The organism is Tabrizicola thermarum (assembly GCF_003574395.1).
In the GTDB taxonomy this organism is placed as follows: domain Bacteria; phylum Pseudomonadota; class Alphaproteobacteria; order Rhodobacterales; family Rhodobacteraceae; genus Tabrizicola; species Tabrizicola thermarum.
Window position 1 is genome coordinate 68,186 of record NZ_KZ984538.1, and the last position, 19,593, is coordinate 87,778.

Here is a 19,593-nt window from a genome sequence, read left to right on the forward strand (position 1 = left end):
CGGCGGGCCGTTGCTAACCCTGGCGGGAGTCGCTATATCTCAACTCCCGTGGTGCCGCGATTCCACCCCATCCGAATCGCGCCTGAAAACACGGGAGTCCCGCCTTGGCGCGTTACATCTTCATCACCGGCGGCGTGGTTTCCTCTCTCGGCAAGGGCCTCGCCTCCGCCGCCCTCGGCGCGCTGCTTCAGGCCCGCGGCTATACCGTGCGCCTGCGCAAGCTTGACCCCTACCTCAACGTCGACCCCGGCACGATGTCGCCTTTCGAGCATGGCGAGGTCTTCGTGACCGACGACGGGGCCGAGACCGACCTCGACCTCGGCCACTACGAACGCTTCACCGGGGTGCACGCCCGCCAGACGGACAGCATCTCCTCCGGCCGCATCTACTCGAACGTCCTCGAGAAGGAGCGCCGCGGCGACTATCTGGGCAAGACCATCCAGGTCATTCCCCACGTCACCAACGAGATCAAGGACTTCCTGCGCATCGGCGACGACGAGGTCGATTTCATGCTCTGCGAGATCGGCGGCACCGTGGGCGACATCGAGGGCCTGCCCTTCTTCGAGGCGATCCGCCAGTTCATCCACGAACGCCCGCGCGGCCAGTCGATCCTGATGCACCTGACGCTGCTGCCCTACCTCGCGGCCAGCGGAGAACTCAAGACCAAGCCCACCCAGCACTCGGTCAAGGAACTGCAAAGCATCGGCCTCGCCCCCGACGTCCTTGTCTGCCGCAGCGAACACCCGATCCCGGACCGCGAGCGGGAAAAGATCGCCCTCTTCTGCAACGTCCGCAAAGAACATGTCATCCCCGCCTACGACCTGAAGACGATCTACGAGGCCCCCCTTGCCTATCACCACGCAGGGTTGGACCAGGCCGTCCTCGACGCCTTCGGCATCACCCCGGCCCCGAAACCCAACCTCGCCCGCTGGGAGGACGTGATGGACCGCATCACCCATCCCGAGGGTGAGGTCCGCATCGCCGTCGTCGGCAAGTACACCCAGCTGGAAGACGCCTACAAATCCATCGCCGAGGCGCTGACCCACGGCGGCATGGCCAACCGCACGAAAGTCCGCGCCGAATGGATCGACGCCGAGATCTTCGAGCGCGAAGACCCCGCGCCGTGGCTGGAAAACTTCCACGCCATCCTCGTGCCCGGCGGCTTCGGCGAACGCGGCACCGAAGGCAAGATCAAGGCCGCAACCTTCGCGCGGGAAAAGAAGGTCCCCTACCTCGGCATCTGCCTCGGGATGCAGATGGCGGTGATCGAGGCCGCCCGGAACCTGGTGGGCGTGAAGAACGCAGGCTCCGAGGAGTTCGACCACGAAGCCGGCGAAAAGCGTTTTACCCCCGTGGTTTACCACCTGAAGGAATGGGTGCAGGGCAATCACACCGTCCGCCGCAAGGCCGACGATGCCAAGGGCGGCACGATGCGGCTTGGCGCCTATACCGCGAACCTGAAGGAAGGCTCTGCCGTCGCCCGCATTTACGGCACCACCGTGATCGAGGAACGCCACCGCCACCGCTATGAGGTGGACATCCAGTACCGCGAGCAGCTGGAAAAATGCGGCCTGATCTTCAGCGGCATGTCGCCCGACGGCAAGCTGCCCGAGATCGTCGAGGTCAAGGACCACCCCTGGTTCATCGGCGTCCAGTTCCACCCCGAGCTGAAGTCAAAGCCGTTTGCCCCGCACCCGCTGTTCGCCGATTTCGTGCGCGCGGCGGTGGAGGTGTCGCGGTTGGTGTAGGCCTTTCCCACAGCCCGCGCTACGGAACCCGTCAGGGTGCAGTTTCAACTGCCAGTCAGGGCGCCCTCGATGCCTGGAAAGCTTTCAACCACAGCTACGCCCGGGTTCTCAATCCGAAACGCTTCCAGCATATCCAAAGTGGTCGAAGGCACATTCATCTGCGGCTCGCCCGACAGCGTCGATGCAACGCCTTTAAAGGCATGGTCCGCAATGACGGCATCTGAAGGGTTCAATATCGGACGCCAGGTCGAGTAATCTTTGATGAAGGCGTCGATGTCCTGCACTTGAAGCTCACCCGATGTGTTTCCAGCACTCTGGATCATCGTGGCCTGCCTTTCAAGATTGGCAGTCTGCTGCTCGCTTGCCTTGCTAACAATCTGATATTTCTTGATAACCTCAAGCACGGGAGACCAGAGGAATCCCGCAACCATTGAAAGGCAGACAAGCCGCAACAGATCGGACCTATCGGTATTGCTCAAAAGAAAGATGAAGATCGTACTGGCAAAAGCACCAATCAGAACCTGAGATGCGATCTGAATCCATGGGTGGTCCCAGACGGGTACGATTTGAATTGGTCCAGTTGCCTGAATTGCAAAAGCAACAGAAGCCCCGATACAACCAAACACCGCGACAACCAAAAAAAATGCGCCATTCTCTAAGGTTCGTCATGGTCAAATCTCCAAAGAAAAAATCTATCAAAGCCCTGCGAGCATACCAGTTGGGCGCGATTCTGTAAATTGAGGACCAGTTCTTTGCCGCGGAACAGCGCGCATCCTGTCGTGATGCGGGTTTCGCCTCCCGATCTCAAGCCGGTTTCATGCCATTTCGTCCTCGCGTTTGTGAAAGCGCAGGCAGGATAAACGCACGCACCGTCACGGCCAGGTCAAACTTGCGCCAGGGCGCGCAGGTCGGGCTTCAGACCGGCTCCCCCCTTCACCCCAGACACACCGCCACCGACCCGTCCTCGCGCGTCAGCCACAGCCCCTTTGGCGAGACGATGAACCCCCGCACCTCGCCCAGGGCCTTCATCCAAGCCGCCTCACGCTCCATCTTCCCGGGCTCCGGGCAGGCCATCTCGGTCGCGGCCAGCGGACCCAGGACCAGCTCTCCGGCGTCCATCTCGGCCGGTCCGGCAAAGCGGTTGCAGCCCGTGGTCCCTTCGACCATCCCATCAAAGCTGACCGACAGCGACAGCCCCGCGCCCTCGGGCACCGGCACGCCGTCGATCTCCAGCGGCACCCAGATCACGTCGGTGATCCGCCCGACCGAGACGGAAACGCCTGTCGCAGGATCGCCGTCAAAGACCGGCGCGGGGCCGCAGGCAAGCACCAGCGCAGGGTGCAGGGCAAGGGTGGCCGCAATGGTCAGGGGCAGAAGGCGCATCTGGGACCTCCGGGGTTCAGCGCATCCTGACAGCACCCCGCCAAGCCGCCAAGGCAGGCCTTCCCCACCCCGAAAACCAAGGGGCCAAGGCCCTTGCGGCCCCGGCCCCTTGGTTACCCAAATCTGAACGCCCACGCCCAAGCCCTTGATTTTCAACGGCCCGCCAAAAGCGCCGCGCGCGGCGCCTACAGCATCCCCAGAACCATCGGCTCTACCTCGTGCCAGCCCTGCCACATCATTTTCAGCGCGACATAAAGGATGACCAAAAGGCCGATGTAGGCGATCCAGCGATACCTGTTCAGCAGGTTCGCGATCCAGCTGGCCGCCAGCCCCATCAGCGCGATCGACAGGATCAGGCCGACGATCAGCACCGTCGGGTGCCCGTGCGCGGCCCCGGCAACGGCCAGCACGTTGTCGAGGCTCATCGAGACGTCAGCGATCACGATCTGGGTCGCGGCCTGAGCGAAGGTCTTGCGCGGCGCGCCCCCTGCGATGGTCCCGTCGGCGTTCAGGTCGGCATCGGCCAGGGCCTCGACGGCGGCGTGTTCCTCGTGGGGCGAGGTCTGCAGCTCGCGCCACATCTTCCAGCAGACCCACAGCAGCAGGATGCCCCCGGCCAGCAAGAGGCCTGCGATCTCCAGAAGCTGGGTCGTGACCAGCGCGAAGCCGATCCGCATCACCGTGGCCGCGATGATCCCCACCAGGATCGCCTTGCCCCGCTGCTCTTTCGGCAGCCCGGCGGCCGCAAGGCCGATGACGATCGCATTGTCCCCGGCCAGCACCAGGTCGATGCCGATGACCTGCAACAGGGCGATGAACCCCGGATAAGTGAAGATTTCCATGCCTGCCGCACTCCGTTTCCGCCGGTCCTACGCCGACATCGCAGCCGCTTCAACCCGGTTGCAGCGCCGCGGTGGGGCGGGTAGGCAAGGCCATGCTGTCCTACCAACATCTCTACCACGCCGGAAACCTGGCGGACGTGCAGAAGCACGCGGTCTTGGCCTGGGTGCTGGACTACCTGACCCGCAAGGACAAGCCGCTGAGCTACATCGAGACCCACGCCGGGCGCGGGGTCTATGACCTTGGCGCAGAGGAGGCGGTCAAGACCGGAGAGGCGGCCAAGGGGATCGCGCTGGCCGAGGCGCTGTTCCCGCCGGACCACCCCTACCGTCATCGGCTGGACGAGGCGCGGGCGGCCTATGGGGCGCGGGCCTATCCCGGATCTCCGCTCATCGCGGCGCTGGGGCTGCGGGAAAGCGACACGATCCACCTCGCGGAACTCCATCCGCAGGAGGGTGCGGCGCTCAAGGCGGTGGCAAGGGACTGGGGCGCGCATGTCCACCAGCAGGACGGGTTCGATCTCGCGCTCGCCCTGACGCCGCCCACGCCCCGGCGCGGGCTGATGCTGATCGACCCGTCCTATGAGGTGAAGGCCGATTACGAGGCGATCCCGCGCCACATGGCGAGCATCCATCGCAAGTGGAATGTGGGCGTCCTGATCCTGTGGTACCCGCTGCTCAAGGGCGGCCCGCACGGCCCGATGCTGGCAGCTCTGGAGGCGGCCTTTCCCGACGGGCTGCGCCACGAGGTCCGCTTTCCCCCGGTGCGCGAGGGACACAGGATGGAGGGCTCGGGCCTTTTCATCGTCAATGCGCCCTACGGTCTGGACGAGGAGCTGCAGACGCTCACATCCCGGTTTGCCAGGCTTTCCAAGGCCGGTCCGAAGCCTTAGGTTCACGGCATGATCGACCTTTTCCGCCGGCTTCTGGCCCCCGAACCCGCCCGCCTGCCCGAACCCGACGCCCAACTGGCGCTGGCCACGCTGCTGGTGCGCATCGCACGCACAGACGGTCTTTACGCCGCCGAGGAGGTGGAGCGGATCGACCGGGCGTTGTCGCGCCGCTATGGGCTTGACCCTTTCGCCGCCGCAAGATTGCGCACCGAAGCCGAGGCGCTGGAGGCCGAGGCGCCGGACACCGTCCGCTTCACCCGCGCCTTGAAAGAGGCGGTGCCGCTGGAGGATCGGGCCGAGTTGATGACCGCGCTCTGGTCCGTGGCCCTTGCCGACGGCCTGCGCGAGGCGCATGAGGACCGGCTGTTGCGCCTGGTGGCGAACCTGCTGGGGCTGTCGGATGTGGACTCGGCCCTTGCGAGGCAGAAGGCCGAACGGGAATGATCGCAAGCCTTGGGATGTATGACTTCGGCCCGGCACAGGCCGCAAACGACAGGCTTTGGGCGCTGATCCGCACCGGGCTGCGCGGGCGCGGCATCGAGGCGCCCGAGGCACTGACCCGCGGCGAGCGGGCCTACTGGGACGCCTGGACGGCGCCCGACCTCATCCTGTCGCAGACCTGCGGCTATCCGTTCCGCGCGCGGTTGCACGACCGGGTGACCTATGTGGGCACCCCGGATTACGGCGTCGAAGGCTGCGCGCCCGGCTACTATCGTTCCGTCTTCGTCGCCCGGGCCAAGGACCCGCGACAGGATCTTGCCGATTTCAACGGCGCAGGGTTTGCCTACAACGATGCGCTGTCGCAATCGGGCTGGGCCGCGCCGCAGACCCATGTCGCGCGACTGGGCCTGTCGCTGCCGCCGCGCCTGCAGACCGGCGGCCATCGTCTGTCGGCCGCCGCGGTTGCCGAGGGCCGGGCGGATATCGCCGCGCTGGATGCGGTCACTTTCGCGCTGATGCAGGCGGGGGACCCGGTGGTCGGGCAGTTGAAGGTGGTGGCGATGACCGATCCCACACCCGGCCTGCCCTACATCACCGCGGCCGACCGCGACCCGCAGCCGATCTTCGACGCAGTCAGCGAGGCGATCGCGGCGCTGGACCCGGCGGACCGGGGGCATTTGTGGTTGAACGGCTTTGTCCGGCTTCGCGTGGAGGATTACCTTTCCGTGCCCAATCCGCCGCCGCCCGAACAGATTGCCGCGCTGATCTGATCAAATCACCAGCGCATCGGGCGGGAAACGGCCAAATCGTCGTTGCATTGGCGCAAAATCTGCTTCCTACTGCCTGACCAAACCGCTTCAAGACGTGTGCCCCATGCCAGACGCACCAGCCGACACCCCGGTCATCGCGATCCATGACCTGCACAAGAGCTATGGGCAGCTTGAGGTCCTGAAAGGCGTCGATCTGATCGCCCCGCGCGGGCATGTGGTGTCGCTGATCGGCTCGTCCGGGTCGGGCAAATCCACCCTGCTGCGTTGCTGCAACCTGCTGGAGGACAGCCAGCAGGGCGAGATCCGCTTTGAAGGCGAGGCGGTGCGCTGGAAGGGCACCGGGCATGGCCGCCACCCCGCCGACCGGGATCAGGTGACGCGCATCCGCACCAACCTGTCGATGGTGTTCCAGCAGTTCAACCTCTGGTCCCATCTGACGATCCTGCAGAACGTGATGGAGGCGCCGGTCACCGTGCTGAAGCGCGACCCGAAGGAGGTCGAGGCGAAGGCGCGGGAGTATCTGGCAAAGGTCGGGATCGGCGACAAGTGCGATGCCTGGCCCGCGCAGCTTTCGGGGGGCCAGCAGCAGCGGGCGGCCATCGCGCGCGCGCTGTGCATGGAGCCCCGCGCGCTGCTGTTCGATGAACCCACCAGCGCTCTGGACCCCGAACTGGAGCAGGAGGTCGTCCGCGTCATCAAGGCGCTGGCCGACGAGGGGCGGACGATGCTTCTGGTCACGCATGACATGAAACTGGCCGCGGATTGTTCGGACCATGTCATCTTCCTGCACAAGGGCAAGATCGAGGAGCAGGGTCCACCCGCAAGCCTGTTCGGCAATCCGCAAAGCGAACGGCTGCGCGGGTTCCTGTCGGCGACGGCGGCCTGATGGCGTGCGCGGGGGCCATCGCGGCGGCCGTGACCGGGCTGGTCCTGGCCGCGTCCGAGCCGATCATCATCGGCACCGACGCGCCCTTCCCGGACTACACCTACATCGACGACAAGGGCGTCATCACCGGCTTCGAGCGCGATCTGATGGACGAGGTCTGCACCCGGTCGGCCCTGCGCTGCGACTGGGAGCTGGCAAATTTCGACCAACTGATCCCCGGGGTCATGTCGGGCCGATTCGACGTGGTGCTGGGGGGCATGGCCGTGACCGAAGAGCGGCTGGCTCTGGTCGATTTCACCCGGCCCTATCACGCCACCGACCCCGAGGAATGGTATATCGGCCTCCCCGGGGCCCCCTCCCCGCCCATGGCGCTGGTGGGGGTGCAGTCCGGGACCGTGCACGAGGCGCATCTGCGCCGGATGGGTTATCGCTTTACCGCCTATCCGACCGAACCGCAGGTGCTGGCGGCCTTGTCCCGGGGCGAGGTCGACCTGGCGCTGGGGCCGTTCCGGACCCGGTCGGACATTCACGCCTTCGTGGCGGCGCAGGGGCTGGAGTTCCTGTATGCGGAAATGATCCCCGACGACGGCGTCGCCATGGCCGTCTGCAAGGGAAACACCGACCTTCTGGACACGCTGAACAGCGCGCTGGACGCGATGCGTCGCGACGGTACGCTTGCAAGCCTGGAAGCACGCTGGTTCGAATGAACCACCAACACATCCGACGTTAAGGGAGACAAGGGATGAAAAGACTGCTGATCGCCACCGCACTGACCGGCTTTGCCAGCACGGCCTTTGCACAGGACATCGTGCGCCTCGGGACCGAGGGCGCCTACCCGCCCTACAACTTCATCAACGACGCGGGCGAAGTCGCTGGCTTTGAACGCGAACTGGGGGATGAGCTGTGCAAGCGCGCCGGCCTGACCTGCGAATGGGTGACGAACGACTGGGATTCGATCATCCCGAACCTGCAGTCGGGCAACTATGACGTCATCATCGCCGGGATGAGCATCACCGACGAGCGCGAGCAGGTCATCGACTTCAGCCAGGGCTACCTGCCCCCGGCCTCGTCGGCCTATCTGGCGCTGTCGGCCGATGTCGATCTGAAGTCGGGCCCCGTGGCGGCGCAGACCTCGACGATCCAGGCGGCTTTCGTGGCCGAGAACGGGATGCAGCTCGTGGAATACGCCACGCCCGAGGAAACCGTCGCTGCCGTCAAGAACGGCGAGGCGGTCGCGGTCCTGGCCGACAAGGACTATCTCGCGCCGATCGCGGCGGAATCGGGCGGCCAGCTGGTGCTGCTGGACAAGGAGGAGTCGATCGGCGACGGGGTTGGCCTGGGCTTCCGGGAAAGCGACGACGAGCTGCGCGCCAAGTTCGACGCGGCGATCAAGTCGATGAAATGCGACGGCACGCTGGATGCGATGATCACCAAGCCGGAATACTTCGGGCCCGAGGCGAAGACCTGGGGCGATGCCGGCAAGGAAGGCTGCTGAGGCCTGATCCGGGCGGGCCTTCGGGTCCGCCCCCTTTCAACGGGACCGAAGAATGTTCGAAGCCTGCGCCGATCCGAAAGCCATCGAGGGCCTCACCTGGGGCATCTGCTACCTGACCTCGGCCAAGCATTTGCAGTTCTACTGGTCCTTCGTGACCGTGCTTTTGCTTCTGGCGATCACCGCGCCGACCGCGCTTGGCATGGGCTTCCTGGGCGCCACCGCCGCGCGCTCGCACATCGCGCCCGTCAGCTGGCTGGGCAAGATCTACATCTGGATGGTGCGCGGCGTGCCCGACATCATCTTCTTCCTGTTCTTCGTCATAGCGCTGGACCAGATCATCGAATATTCGAAAAGCCTTTTCGTCTGCCAGGACCATGCCTGGCCCTGGCAGGGGCTGGAGTTCCGCGTCTGCCCCGAGGCGAAGGTGCCGCTCGCCAAGTCTTCGGCTTTCTGGCATCAGGCCTATGGCTTCATGCTGGCCGTCGTCACCTTCGCCATCGTCTTCGGCGCTTTCGTTGCCAACGTGATCTACGGCGCGATGCAGGCCGTCCCGCGCGCCCAGCTGGAAACCGCCGAGGCCTACGGGATGAGCCGCGCCCAGGTCTTCCGCCGCATCCTGGTGCCGCAGATGTGGGTCTATGCGCTGCCGGGGCTGGGGAACCTGTGGATGATCCTCATAAAGGCGACGCCGCTCTTGTTCCTGCTGGGGGTCAAGGACATCGTCTATTACGCGCGAGAGCTGGGCGGGTCGAAGACCCAGGCCTACGAATACCCGCACGGCGACTGGCGGCTGTGGTACTTCCTGGGGCTCATGGTCTTCTATCTGCTTTTCACCCGCGTCTCGGAGATCGGCATCGCGCGGTTGACCCGTCGGCTGAGCCACGGGCAGGCGACGGCGGCGGGCGAGGCCCTGCGAAAGGCCGCAGCATGAGCATGACCTGCTGGGAAACCATCCAGGCCTATGGCCTGCGCTCGATCGGGATCGGCGAGAATCTCTTGCCGAGGTCCGAGTTCACCTTGTGCCAGCAGTTCACGCTGATCGGCTCGGGCCTGATCTGGAACCTCTACTTCGGCGTCCTTGCGCTGACGTTCGGCTTCTTTCTCGCCAATGCGATTGCGCTGGCCCGGGCGGCGCGCAACCCGCTGATCCGCAAGCCCGCCGACTGGTTCGTCTTCGTCTTTCGCGGCTCGCCCTTGTTCATCCAGTTCTTCCTGGCCTATGAGGCACTGGTCCTGCTGCCCAAGGGCGGGATCGACATCCTGGGCGTCCACCTTGACACCGCCTGGACCACTCGGGCCTGGGCCGGTGCGCTATTCGTGCTGTTCCTGAATACCGCCGCCTATTCGGCCGAGATCTTCCACGGCGCGCTGAAGTCGATTCCCAAGGGCGATCTGGAGGCCGCGGAAGCCTACGGTCTGACCGGCTGGAAGAAGTTCATCCGGATCGAATGGCCCACGATGCTGCGGCTGGGCTGGCCCGCCTACACGAATGAGGCGATCTTCCTCTTCCACGCAACGACGCTGGTCTACTTCTCGGGCTTTCCGGCCTTCGCGCAGAAGGGTGATGCGCTGTATTACGCGAATTATTTCGCGGACAAGACCTTCAACCCCTTCATCCCCTACCCCATCGTCGCCTTCTATTTCATCCTGCTGACCCTGGTCGTGACCTTTGTCTACGGCCGGGTCAACGCCCGGCTGAACCGGCACCTGCCCTCGAACACACGCAGCAAAATCCGCTTGCGTCCGAACCTGATCCGGTAGTAGGCTGGATTTGATCAAATTATCCGGGCACCCGCCCGGACCCTGCGGAAACGCCGAAAACAAGGCCTGCGGGGAAAGGCGATCGAAACCAGGGGAAGGGCCAAGGGCATGGTCCGAACCTGCGCAGGGGGCAGCCGAGGCTGGCTGCGGGCGCGGGAGACGTGCTCTGACCTCATGACGACATGAACATGAAAGATTACCTCAGAAAGCACCCCGACGTGCGGACCATTCGCGTGGCCGCCGCGGACCTCAACGGGCAGGCGCGGGGCAAACGCGTGCCCGCCCGCTTTGCCGACAAGGTCGTGAAGGACGGAACGCGGTTCCCCTTCTCGGTCCTGAACCTTGACATCTGGGGCGAGGATATCGATGACAGCCCGCTGGTCTTCGAACAGGGCGACCAGGACGGGGTCCTGAAGCCCACCGAACGCGGCTTCATGCCGATGCCCTGGCTCGAGGCGCCGACTGCGCTTTTGCCGATCTGGATGTTCCGCGAGAACGGCCAGCCCTATGAGGGCGACCCGCGCCATGCGCTGCGCGCCGTGGTGGACCGCTACAAGGCTCGCGGCCTGACGCCGGTCTGTGCGATGGAGCTGGAATTCTTCCTGATCGACGACTCGGGCAAGACGCTTCAGGTCCCGCCCTCGCCCCGATCGGGCAAGCGCCGCAAGGCCGCCGAGACACTGTCGATCCGCGCGCTGGACGCCTTCGACACCTTCTTCACCGACCTCTACGACGCCTGCGAGGCGATGGACATTCCCGCCGACACCACGACGTCGGAAACCGGCCTTGGCCAGTTCGAGGTCAACCTGATGCATTGCGACGATGCGCTGCGCGCCGCCGATGATGCATGGCTGTTCAAGATGCTGGTCAAGGGCCTGGCGCGGCGGCATGGCTTCGCCGCCAGCTTCATGGCCAAGCCCTATGCCGACTATTCCGGGTCCGGCCTGCACACGCATTTCTCGGTGATCGACGAAAAGGGCGACAACATCTTCGACAGCGGCGGACCCAAGGGCACCGCGCAGCTGCGTTATGCCGTCGCGGGTTGCCTGGCGGCGATGCACGATTCCACGCTGCTCTTCGCGCCGCATCTGAACAGCTACGAACGTCTGGTGCCGGGCAAACATGCCCCCACGGCGATCTCATGGGGATATGAGAACCGCACCGCAGCCATCCGCATCCCCGCAGGCAATCCCGCCGCGCGGCGCATCGAACACCGGGTCGCGGGGGGCGACGTGAACCCCTACCTGATGCTCGCCGCGATCCTGGGTGCTGCCCTGACCGGCATCGAGGACGAGGTCGAACCCCCGCCCGCCGTGACCGGCAACGCCTATGCGATGGACCTGCCGCAGATCCCCTCGACCTGGGAAGCCGCGATCGACGCGTTCGAACATTCGGACGTTCTGTCCCGCTTCCTGCCGAAGGAACTGATCCGCAACATGGTGCAGACCAAGCGGCAGGAGCTGCACTACATCGCCGAGCTTTCGCCCGAGGAAAGGGTGGAGCTTTACCTCGACACCGTCTGACCGCTCCTCGGCTGCCTTCGGCCCTTGCCGCTGCCCGCGCCGCGCGAGAAGACGCCGAAGGCGCACGACGAGCCCCCTTGACCAATCCACCCCGCCGCACCCACCTTGAGGAAAAGCGAAGGACAAGACGATGCAGATCGGCATCCTGCAAACCGGCGAAAGCCCCGAGGCGCTGCGCCACCAGGGCGACTACCCGGATTTCTTCGAGACCCTGCTTGCGGGCAAGGGCCTGACGTTCCGCCGCTGGGCCGTCCTGCGCAACGAGTTTCCCGAGTCGGTGCACGACTGCGAGGGCTGGCTCATCACCGGCTCGCGCCATGGCGCCTACGAGCCTCACCCCTGGATCCCGCCCTTGGAGGATTTCATCCGCGCCGCCTACGCGGCCCACGTCCCCGTGGTCGGCATCTGCTTCGGCCACCAGATCATCGCGCAGGCCATGGGCGGCAAGGTCGAGAAATTCGCGGGCGGCTGGACCGTCGGGCCCACCGAATACGATTTCGGCGACCGGACCTATACGCTGAACGCCTGGCATCAGGACCAGGTGGTGAAGAAGCCCGAAACCGCGAAGGTCCTCGCCTCGACTGCCATGTGCGAAAATGCGGCCCTTCTCTATGACGACCGCATGTTCACCGTCCAGCCCCACCCCGAATTCCAGAAGGAGTTCATGGAGGGGTTGATCAAAGTCCGGGGGCCGGGTCTGGTCCCCGACGCGCTTCTGGCCGATGCCACCCAACGGCTTGACACGCCGCTCGACAGCCCGTCGATGGCCGACCGGATCGCGGAATTCTTCCTGACCCACCAAGCCAAGACAACTGGGGCCGAGAAGCTCCGCGCCTAGACAGCGCGGGGGCCACCCCCCAACCAACGTGTGACATATGTCCAAATGGACCGACCAGCTGCCCGAGGCAGCGCGCGACTACATCGGCAACCGCCGGGTGGACGAGGTGGAATGCATCATCGGCGACATCGCCGGGGTGGCGCGCGGCAAGGCGATGCCCGCCGCGAAATTCGCCAAGCAGACCAATTACTTCCTGCCGAATTCCATCTTTCTTCAGACGATCACCGGCGAATGGGCCGACAACCCCTTCGACGCCTTCACCGAACCCGACATGATCCTGGAGCCGGACTGGTCCACCGCAACCGCCGCGCCCTGGACGGCGGACGTGACGCTTCAGGTGATCCACGATGCCAAGGACCAGCAGGGCAACCTCGTCCCGTTCAGCCCCCGCAACGTCCTGCGCCGCATCATGGACCTTTACGCCGCCCAGGGCTGGAAGCCGGTCGTGGCACCCGAGATGGAGTTCTTCCTGACCGCGCGCAACATCGACCCCAACATGCCGGTGATCCCGCCGATGGGCCGGTCCGGTCGCCGGGCGGCGGGCAAGCAGGCCTATTCGATGTCGGCGGTGGACGAATACGGCAAGGTGATCGACGACATCTACGACTATGCCGAGGCGCAGGGCCTTGAAATCGACGGAATCCTCCAGGAAGGCGGCGCGGGCCAGATCGAGCTGAACCTCGCCCACGGCGACCCGATCAGGCTGGCCGACGAGGTCTTCTTCTTCAAGCGCCTGATCCGCGAGGCGGCCCTGCGGCATGACTGCTTTGCCACCTTCATGGCCAAGCCGATCGCGGGCGAGCCGGGGTCGGCCATGCATATCCACACCTCGGTGGTGGACACGAAAACCGGCAGGAACATCTTCGCCGGACCGAAGGGCGTGGAAACACCGGAGTTTCTGCATTTCATCGGCGGATTGCAGAAACACCTCGGCGCCGCCGTCGCCCTGTTTGCGCCATACGTCAACAGCTACCGCCGCTACGTCCCCGACTTCGCCGCGCCCATCAACCTGGAATGGGGCCGAGACAACCGCACCACCGGCCTGCGCATCCCGATCAGCAGCCCCGCCGCCCGCCGGGTGGAAAACCGCCTGCCGGGCATGGACTGCAACCCCTATCTCGGCATCGCCTCGACCCTCGCCTGCGGCTACCTCGGGCTGATGAACAAGACCGAGGCGCGGCCCGAATTCACCGGTTCGGCCTATATCGATTCGGAAGACATCCCGGTCAACCTCGGCGACGCGCTGGACCTTCTGGACGAGGACGAGGCCCTGAAGGACGTGATGGGACAGGATTTCATCAAGGTCTATGACAGCGTGAAACGGAACGAATACAAGGAGTTCCTGCAAGTCATCAGCCCGTGGGAGAGGGAGCATCTGCTCCTCAACGTCTGATGGTCAACCTTCTGCACGCGAACGACCGGCGGGGGGAATGGCCGGCCAGCTACTATGCCGCGACAGCCGCGCCCATTGACCGCTTTCCGGTCCTGAAGGGCGCGACCAAGGCCGACGTCTGTGTGGTGGGCGGCGGCTACACCGGCCTGTCGGCAGCGCTGCACCTCAAGCAGAAGGGCTATGACGTGGTGCTGCTGGAAGCCCACCGAGTCGGCTTCGGCGCCTCGGGGCGCAATGGTGGGCAGGTCGGCAGCGGCCAGCGACAGGATCAGGTCTGGCTGGAAAAGACCGTTGGTCGCGAGACCGCCCATCGTCTCTGGGACCTTGCCGAGGAAGCCAAGGCGCTGGTCAAGGAGCTGATCCGCGACCACGCCATGCCCGTGACCTTCCATCCCGGCATCGCGCATGCCTGCCGATCCGAGGCCGAGGTCCGCGACGCCCACGCCTATGCCGAGAAGCTGAGACGCGACTACGGCTATCAGCATCTTGAAACGCTTGACAGAACCGGTATCCGGCGGCTGATCGGATCGACCGAATATGTCGGGGGCGAGATCGACCGCGACGCGGGCCACCTGCACTCGCTGAACTACGCCATCGGCCTGGCCAAGGCCGCCGCCAGGGCCGGGGTCCGCATTCATGAACTGTCCGAAGTCCACCGCGTCGAACCCGGCCCGCGCCCCATGGTCCGCACGCCCTCGGGCCATGTCGACTGCGCCACGGTGGTTCTGGCGGGCAACGGCTACCTCGGGCAGCTCAGCCCCAAGGTTGCGGCAAAGGTCATGCCGATCAACAACTTCATCGTAGCCACCGAACCTTTGGGCGACCGGGCGCGCGACCTTCTCTCGGAACCCGTCGCGGTTGCAGATACCCGGTTCGTCGTCAACTACTGGCGCCTGAGCGAGGACAACCGCCTGCTGTTCGGCGGTGGGGAAAGCTATGGCTACCGTTTCCCGGACATCATCAGGACCGTCTCGAAACCGATGCTGAAAGTCTATCCGCAGCTGGCAAAGACCCGGATCGACTATGCCTGGGGCGGGACGCTCGCGATCACCGTGAACCGGATGCCCTGCTTCACCCGGCCCGGCCAGAACATCCTGTCGGCTTCGGGCTACTCCGGCCACGGGGTCGCCATGGCGACCCTTGCCGGCAAACTGATGGCCGAGGCCGCCGCAGGCCAGATGGAACGCTTCGACCTGATGGCCTCGGTCCCGCAATACAGCTTCCCCGGCGGCGCGCTGCTGCGCTGGCCGCTTCTCGTCTCTGCCATGACCTGGTACGCGATGCGCGACCGGCTGGGCCTCTGACCACCCGCCGGGGGCGCTTCGCCCCCCGGACCCCCGGAGAGTATTTCCGAAAAGAGCAAATCCACTTGCCCTTTTGACAAATACTCCACGGGGGTCCGGGGGTGTGAAACCCCCGGGGCGTCCACCCTCGACTCGTCGGCCCCCAGAGGCCATATCTGTCCCATGTCCCTGCCGAACGGATTCCTCGACGAGCTGCGCACCCGGGTCACGCTTTCCGCCATCGTCGGCCGGAAAGTCACCTGGGACATGCGCAAGTCGAACCTGGCCAAGGGCGACTTCTGGGCGCCCTGCCCGTTCCACCAGGAAAAATCCGCCAGCTTCCACGTCGATGACCGCAAGGGCTTCTACTACTGCTTCGGCTGCCACGCGAAGGGCGATGCCGTCACCTTCGTGAAGGAATCGGAAAACCTCGGCTTCATGGAGGCGGTGGAAATCCTTGCCCGCGAGGCCGGGATGCAGATGCCCGCCCGCGACCCCGGGGCCGCCGAGCGCGCCGACCGGCGGACGCTGCTGCAACAGGTGATGGAGGAAGCGGTCAAGTTCTACCGCCTGCAACTGAAGACCGCCGCCGGGGCCGAGGCGCGCACCTATCTGTCGCAGAAACGCCGGTTGACCGAGCCCGCCTGGGACCGCTGGGACATCGGCTGGGCGCCGAACAGCCGCCACGCCCTGAAGGACGCGCTGGCGGCCAAGGGCGTCTCGCCCGACCTCATGGTTGCCTCGGGCCTGATCGCCAAGGCCGATGACGGCTCGCTTTACGACCGGTTCCGCGGGCGGATCATCTTTCCGATCAAGGACACGCGCGGCCGCCCGATCAGCCTGGGCGGCCGCAGCCTCGACCCCAATGCCCCGGCTAAATACCTGAACGGCCCGGAGACGGAGCTGTTCGACAAGGGCCGCAGCCTGTTCAACCACGCCCCCGCGCGCGAGGCGGCGGGCAAGGGCAAACCCCTGATCGTCGCCGAAGGCTACATGGATGTGATCGCGCTGTCCGAGGCCGGGTTCACCGCCGCCGTGGCGCCGCTTGGCACCGCCGTCACCGAAGACCAGCTGCGGATGATCTGGAAGATCAGTGACGAGCCGATCATGGCGCTGGATGGCGACAAGGCGGGCCTTCAGGCCGCGCAACGGGTGATCGACCTTGCCCTGCCGCTTCTGGAGGCCCCGAAGGCGCTGCGCATCGCCATCCTGCCCGGTGGAATGGACCCGGACGACCTCATCAAGGCGCAAGGCGCGCCGGCGATGCAGGCGGTGCTGGATCAGGCCAGGCCCATGGTCCAGCTCCTCTGGCAGCGCGAGACCGAGGGCCGCGTCTTCGACAGCCCCGAGCGCCGCGCCGCGCTGGACAAGGTGCTGCGCGGGCATCTGGCGCGTATCACCGACCCCTCGATCCGCAGCCACTATGCCGATGAGATGAAGCGGCTGCGGCTGGAGCTGTTCGGCACGGCGCAGTATCGACCCTTCCAGCCCGGCCCGTTCCGTCCCGGTCGCGGCCGGTTTGCGCCCCCGGGCGGCGCGCTTGCCTCCACCCGTTCCTCGCTTCTGGCCCAGGCGCAAGGCCCCGTCGAAGAAGCCCTGCGCGAGGCGGTGATCCTGGCCACGCTGATCCTGCACCCCGCGCTGATCCACCGCTTCGAAAGCGCGCTTGAACGGCTGGACCTGACCGGCGAGGACCACGAGATGCTGCGCCGGATGATCCTTGCGGGGGCCGGCATGCCGGACCTGCGTGCGAAGATCGCCCAATCCGCGCCTGCGGCCCTTGACGCACTCCTCTCGCGTCCCCATGTCGCCATCGCACCCCCGGTCCGCAACACCCAGGACGACGAGCTTGCAGCGCTCTGCCTTGCCGAGGAACTGGCCAAACTGGAAGCCCGCCGGGGCGCACGCCGCGAGATCGAAGATGCGATGGAGGATATGGACGGCCTGCCCGACGAAGGCCTGACCTGGCGGCTTTCCCAGGCCGCCGAAGCCCGCCACCGGTCGGAAAAAGGCGGCTTCACCGACAGTTCGGACCTCGGCGAAGACCGCACCGCCCTGTCAAGACATCTGCAATCCCTGATCGATAGCCAGATCTGGGTCAAGAAAAACCGCTGATTCGGCCTTTCCCCCGGCCTGATTCGCGTTATTGATTCGACCAGTCTTGCACCGATTCGCCTGATGGAGACTCCATGGCCCTCAAGGACACCGACGACGCCAAGCCGGAAGCCGACGATGCGGATGTTTCGCTCGACATGAGCCAGGCGGCGGTCAAGAAGATGATCGCCGACGCCAAGGAACGCGGCTACATCACCTATGACCAGCTGAACACGGTCCTGCCGCCGGATCAGGTGTCCTCGGAGCAGATCGAGGACGTGATGTCGATGCTCTCTGAAATGGGCATCAACATCATCGAGGATGAAGAGGTCGAGGAAGGCGAAGTCCCGGTCGGCGAACTGGTCGAGACCTCGACCAGCCGCGAGATCGCGGTGGCCGGGACCACGACCGAAACGCTCGACCGCACCGACGACCCGGTCAGGATGTATCTGCGCGAGATGGGCAGCGTGGAACTCCTCTCCCGCGAGGGCGAGATCGCGATTGCCAAGCGGATCGAGGCCGGCCGCAACACGATGATCGCGGGCCTGTGCGAGTCGCCCCTGACCTTCCAGGCCATCATCATCTGGCGCGACGAACTTCTGTCCGAAGAGATCCTTCTGCGCGACGTCATCGACCTGGAAGCGACCTTCGGGCGCAGTCTCGACGGCGAAGAGGGTGAACTTGACGGCCCGCCGCTGGACGAGGTCGGCGTGGGCGAAGCCGCCCCCCGCCGCGCCTCCAGCGCCGAGCCGGAACTGGATGCCGACGGCAACCCGATCCTGCGCGAGATGGACGAGGACGAGGATGACGAGGCCTCGAACATGTCGCTGGCCGCGATGGAAGCCGCGCTGAAGCCGCGCGTGCTGGAAACGCTGGACCTGATCGCGCGCGACTACGACAAGCTGGCCGCCATGCAGAAGAGCCGCATGGATGCGACGCTCTCGTCCTCCCAGCGGTTCTCGACTACCGATGAGGCCGCCTATCAGAAACTGCGCTCGGAAATCGTGCTTCTGGTCAACGAGCTGCATCTGAACAACAGCCGGATCGAGGCGCTGATCGACCAGCTTTACGGCATCAACAAGCGCATCATGTCGATCAATTCCGGCATGGTGAAACTGGCCGATGCCGCGCGGATCAACCGTCAGGAATTCATCCAGGAATACCAGGGCTACGAGCTTGACCCGACCTGGCTGGACCGCATGGCGCAGAAACCGGGGCGCGGCTGGCAGGCGCTGATCGAACGCTCGCGCGACAAGGTCGAGGAGTTGCGCAACGAAATGGCGCAGGTCGGCCAGTATATCGGCGTCGACATCTCGGAATTCCGCCGGATCGTGAACCAGGTCCAGAAGGGCGAGAAAGAGGCCCGTCAGGCCAAGAAGGAAATGGTCGAGGCGAACCTGCGCCTGGTGATCTCGATTGCGAAGAAATACACGAACCGCGGCCTGCAATTCCTTGATCTCATTCAGGAAGGCAACATCGGCCTGATGAAGGCGGTGGACAAGTTCGAATACCGCCGCGGCTACAAGTTCTCGACCTATGCCACCTGGTGGATCCGTCAGGCGATCACGCGCAGTATTGCCGACCAGGCGCGGACGATCCGCATTCCCGTGCACATGATCGAGACGATCAACAAGCTGGTGCGCACCGGCCGCCAGATGCTGCACGAGATCGGCCGGGAGCCCACGCCCGAGGAACTGGCCGAGAAGCTCCAGATGCCGCTGGAGAAGGTCCGCAAGGTGATGAAGATCGCCAAGGAACCGATCAGCCTCGAGACCCCCATCGGCGACGAGGAGGACAGCCAGCTTGGCGACTTCATCGAGGACAAGAATGCGATCCTGCCGTTGGATTCGGCGATTCAGGAGAACCTGAAGGAAACCACGACCCGCGTACTGGCGTCCCTGACGCCGCGTGAAGAGCGTGTGTTGCGGATGCGCTTCGGCATCGGGATGAACACCGACCACACGCTTGAGGAAGTGGGCCAGCAGTTCAGCGTGACGCGGGAACGTATCCGGCAGATCGAGGCGAAGGCGCTGCGGAAGCTGAAGCACCCGAGCCGGTCACGGAAGCTGCGGTCGTTCCTGGATCAGTGATCTCAGACCGTTGAGCGGCTGAAAGCAATGGATGCTCCCACAGTCTTCCGCCGCCGACTGCATCGGATGCTTGAACCACGACCGCAGAGGTATCACATCTCGGACGGCGACGATGCCTGACCTACCGGGTCTGGGCCGCGCTGGAAGAGCCGCTCG

Annotated in this window: 18 protein-coding genes; 15 read left to right on the top strand and 3 right to left on the bottom strand. The window is 65.1% G+C overall.

Going from position 1 to position 19,593, the window contains the following annotated elements; all coding sequences use genetic code 11:
* Window positions 1-104: 104 nt before the first annotated feature.
* Complete coding sequence (gene pyrG / locus D5084_RS03195; protein ID WP_128514072.1) at window positions 105-1,748, top strand: CTP synthase; 1,644 nt, start codon at window positions 105-107, stop codon at window positions 1,746-1,748.
* 44 nt (window positions 1,749-1,792) lie between these two features.
* On the opposite strand, the gene D5084_RS03200 is transcribed toward pyrG, so the two are convergent.
* The 3 genes from D5084_RS03200 to D5084_RS03210 all read right to left on the bottom strand — a co-directional run bounded on the left by D5084_RS03200 (window position 1,793) and on the right by D5084_RS03210 (window position 3,973).
* The gene (locus D5084_RS03200; RefSeq protein WP_128514073.1) at window positions 1,793-2,386 is read right to left on the bottom strand and encodes a hypothetical protein; all 594 of its coding nucleotides are present in this window, start codon (window positions 2,384-2,386) and stop codon (window positions 1,793-1,795) included.
* A 295-nt stretch (window positions 2,387-2,681) separates the two neighbouring features.
* On the bottom strand, window positions 2,682-3,131 hold the full coding sequence (locus tag D5084_RS03205; protein WP_128514074.1) for an META domain-containing protein: 450 nt from the start codon (window positions 3,129-3,131) through the stop codon (window positions 2,682-2,684).
* 185 nt (window positions 3,132-3,316) lie between these two features.
* Complete coding sequence (locus D5084_RS03210) at window positions 3,317-3,973, bottom strand: TerC family protein (protein ID WP_128514075.1); 657 nt, start codon at window positions 3,971-3,973, stop codon at window positions 3,317-3,319.
* A 92-nt stretch (window positions 3,974-4,065) separates the two neighbouring features.
* Here D5084_RS03210 and rlmJ point away from each other — a divergent pair, with 92 nt between their 5' ends.
* The 14 genes from rlmJ (at window position 4,066) to rpoD (ending at window position 19,437) form a co-directional block, all read left to right on the top strand.
* Window positions 4,066-4,863: a 23S rRNA (adenine(2030)-N(6))-methyltransferase RlmJ gene (gene rlmJ / locus D5084_RS03215; RefSeq protein WP_128514076.1), complete on the top strand. Its 798-nt coding sequence runs from the start codon at window positions 4,066-4,068 to the stop codon at window positions 4,861-4,863.
* Window positions 4,864-4,872: 9 nt separating this feature from the next.
* Complete coding sequence (locus tag D5084_RS03220) at window positions 4,873-5,307, top strand: tellurite resistance TerB family protein (RefSeq protein ID WP_128514077.1); 435 nt, start codon at window positions 4,873-4,875, stop codon at window positions 5,305-5,307.
* Window positions 5,304-6,074, top strand: a complete 771-nt coding sequence (locus D5084_RS03225; protein WP_128514078.1) for a phosphate/phosphite/phosphonate ABC transporter substrate-binding protein — start codon at window positions 5,304-5,306, stop codon at window positions 6,072-6,074. Before D5084_RS03220 ends, D5084_RS03225 begins: the two co-directional genes overlap by 4 nt.
* Window positions 6,075-6,177: 103 nt before the next feature.
* Entirely contained in the window at window positions 6,178-6,960 is a 783-nt protein-coding gene (locus D5084_RS03230; RefSeq protein WP_128514079.1) for an ABC transporter ATP-binding protein, read from the top strand.
* Window positions 6,960-7,667, top strand: a complete 708-nt coding sequence (locus D5084_RS03235; RefSeq protein ID WP_128514080.1) for an ABC transporter substrate-binding protein — start codon at window positions 6,960-6,962, stop codon at window positions 7,665-7,667. The genes D5084_RS03230 and D5084_RS03235 overlap by 1 nt, the downstream gene beginning before the upstream one ends.
* A 35-nt stretch (window positions 7,668-7,702) precedes the next feature.
* The gene (locus tag D5084_RS03240) at window positions 7,703-8,455 is read left to right on the top strand and encodes a transporter substrate-binding domain-containing protein (protein WP_128514081.1); all 753 of its coding nucleotides are present in this window, start codon (window positions 7,703-7,705) and stop codon (window positions 8,453-8,455) included.
* A gap of 52 nt (window positions 8,456-8,507) precedes the next feature.
* Complete coding sequence (locus D5084_RS03245; protein WP_128514082.1) at window positions 8,508-9,386, top strand: ABC transporter permease; 879 nt, start codon at window positions 8,508-8,510, stop codon at window positions 9,384-9,386.
* A 2-nt stretch (window positions 9,387-9,388) separates the two neighbouring features.
* A complete protein-coding gene (locus tag D5084_RS03250; protein WP_128514293.1) occupies window positions 9,389-10,216 on the top strand; it encodes an ABC transporter permease in 828 nt (275 codons plus the stop codon).
* Window positions 10,217-10,404: 188 nt separating this feature from the next.
* Window positions 10,405-11,739 (top strand): glutamine synthetase family protein, encoded by a 1,335-nt coding sequence (locus D5084_RS03255; RefSeq protein WP_128514083.1) that lies wholly within the window; start codon window positions 10,405-10,407, stop codon window positions 11,737-11,739.
* A 130-nt stretch (window positions 11,740-11,869) separates the two neighbouring features.
* Window positions 11,870-12,577 (top strand): type 1 glutamine amidotransferase, encoded by a 708-nt coding sequence (locus D5084_RS03260; RefSeq protein ID WP_128514084.1) that lies wholly within the window; start codon window positions 11,870-11,872, stop codon window positions 12,575-12,577.
* 37 nt (window positions 12,578-12,614) lie between these two features.
* Entirely contained in the window at window positions 12,615-13,970 is a 1,356-nt protein-coding gene (locus D5084_RS03265) for a glutamine synthetase family protein (protein ID WP_128514085.1), read from the top strand.
* Entirely contained in the window at window positions 13,970-15,274 is a 1,305-nt protein-coding gene (locus D5084_RS03270) for an NAD(P)/FAD-dependent oxidoreductase (protein ID WP_128514086.1), read from the top strand. Before D5084_RS03265 ends, D5084_RS03270 begins: the two co-directional genes overlap by 1 nt.
* 162 nt (window positions 15,275-15,436) lie before the next feature.
* Window positions 15,437-17,368, top strand: a complete 1,932-nt coding sequence (gene dnaG, locus D5084_RS03275; protein ID WP_128514087.1) for a DNA primase — start codon at window positions 15,437-15,439, stop codon at window positions 17,366-17,368.
* A 74-nt stretch (window positions 17,369-17,442) separates the two neighbouring features.
* Window positions 17,443-19,437: an RNA polymerase sigma factor RpoD gene (rpoD, locus tag D5084_RS03280; protein ID WP_128514088.1), complete on the top strand. Its 1,995-nt coding sequence runs from the start codon at window positions 17,443-17,445 to the stop codon at window positions 19,435-19,437.
* Window positions 19,438-19,593: the final 156 nt, after the last annotated feature.

What these genes read in the sequence shown, in the direction of transcription:
- D5084_RS03205 (WP_128514074.1), bottom strand. Translation starts at nt 3,131, where the DNA reads ATGCGCCTTCTGCCCCTGACCATTGCGGCCACCCTTGCCCTGCACCCT.
- D5084_RS03210 (WP_128514075.1), bottom strand. Translation starts at nt 3,973, where the DNA reads ATGGAAATCTTCACTTATCCGGGGTTCATCGCCCTGTTGCAGGTCATC.
- rlmJ (WP_128514076.1), top strand. Translation starts at nt 4,066, where the DNA reads ATGCTGTCCTACCAACATCTCTACCACGCCGGAAACCTGGCGGACGTG.
- D5084_RS03220 (WP_128514077.1), top strand. Translation starts at nt 4,873, where the DNA reads ATGATCGACCTTTTCCGCCGGCTTCTGGCCCCCGAACCCGCCCGCCTG.
- D5084_RS03225 (WP_128514078.1), top strand. Translation starts at nt 5,304, where the DNA reads ATGATCGCAAGCCTTGGGATGTATGACTTCGGCCCGGCACAGGCCGCA.
- D5084_RS03230 (WP_128514079.1), top strand. Translation starts at nt 6,178, where the DNA reads ATGCCAGACGCACCAGCCGACACCCCGGTCATCGCGATCCATGACCTG.
- D5084_RS03235 (WP_128514080.1), top strand. Translation starts at nt 6,960, where the DNA reads ATGGCGTGCGCGGGGGCCATCGCGGCGGCCGTGACCGGGCTGGTCCTG.
- D5084_RS03240 (WP_128514081.1), top strand. Translation starts at nt 7,703, where the DNA reads ATGAAAAGACTGCTGATCGCCACCGCACTGACCGGCTTTGCCAGCACG.
- D5084_RS03245 (WP_128514082.1), top strand. Translation starts at nt 8,508, where the DNA reads ATGTTCGAAGCCTGCGCCGATCCGAAAGCCATCGAGGGCCTCACCTGG.
- D5084_RS03250 (WP_128514293.1), top strand. Translation starts at nt 9,389, where the DNA reads ATGACCTGCTGGGAAACCATCCAGGCCTATGGCCTGCGCTCGATCGGG.
- D5084_RS03255 (WP_128514083.1), top strand. Translation starts at nt 10,405, where the DNA reads ATGAAAGATTACCTCAGAAAGCACCCCGACGTGCGGACCATTCGCGTG.
- D5084_RS03260 (WP_128514084.1), top strand. Translation starts at nt 11,870, where the DNA reads ATGCAGATCGGCATCCTGCAAACCGGCGAAAGCCCCGAGGCGCTGCGC.
- D5084_RS03265 (WP_128514085.1), top strand. Translation starts at nt 12,615, where the DNA reads ATGTCCAAATGGACCGACCAGCTGCCCGAGGCAGCGCGCGACTACATC.
- D5084_RS03270 (WP_128514086.1), top strand. Translation starts at nt 13,970, where the DNA reads ATGGTCAACCTTCTGCACGCGAACGACCGGCGGGGGGAATGGCCGGCC.
- dnaG (WP_128514087.1), top strand. Translation starts at nt 15,437, where the DNA reads ATGTCCCTGCCGAACGGATTCCTCGACGAGCTGCGCACCCGGGTCACG.
- rpoD (WP_128514088.1), top strand. Translation starts at nt 17,443, where the DNA reads ATGGCCCTCAAGGACACCGACGACGCCAAGCCGGAAGCCGACGATGCG.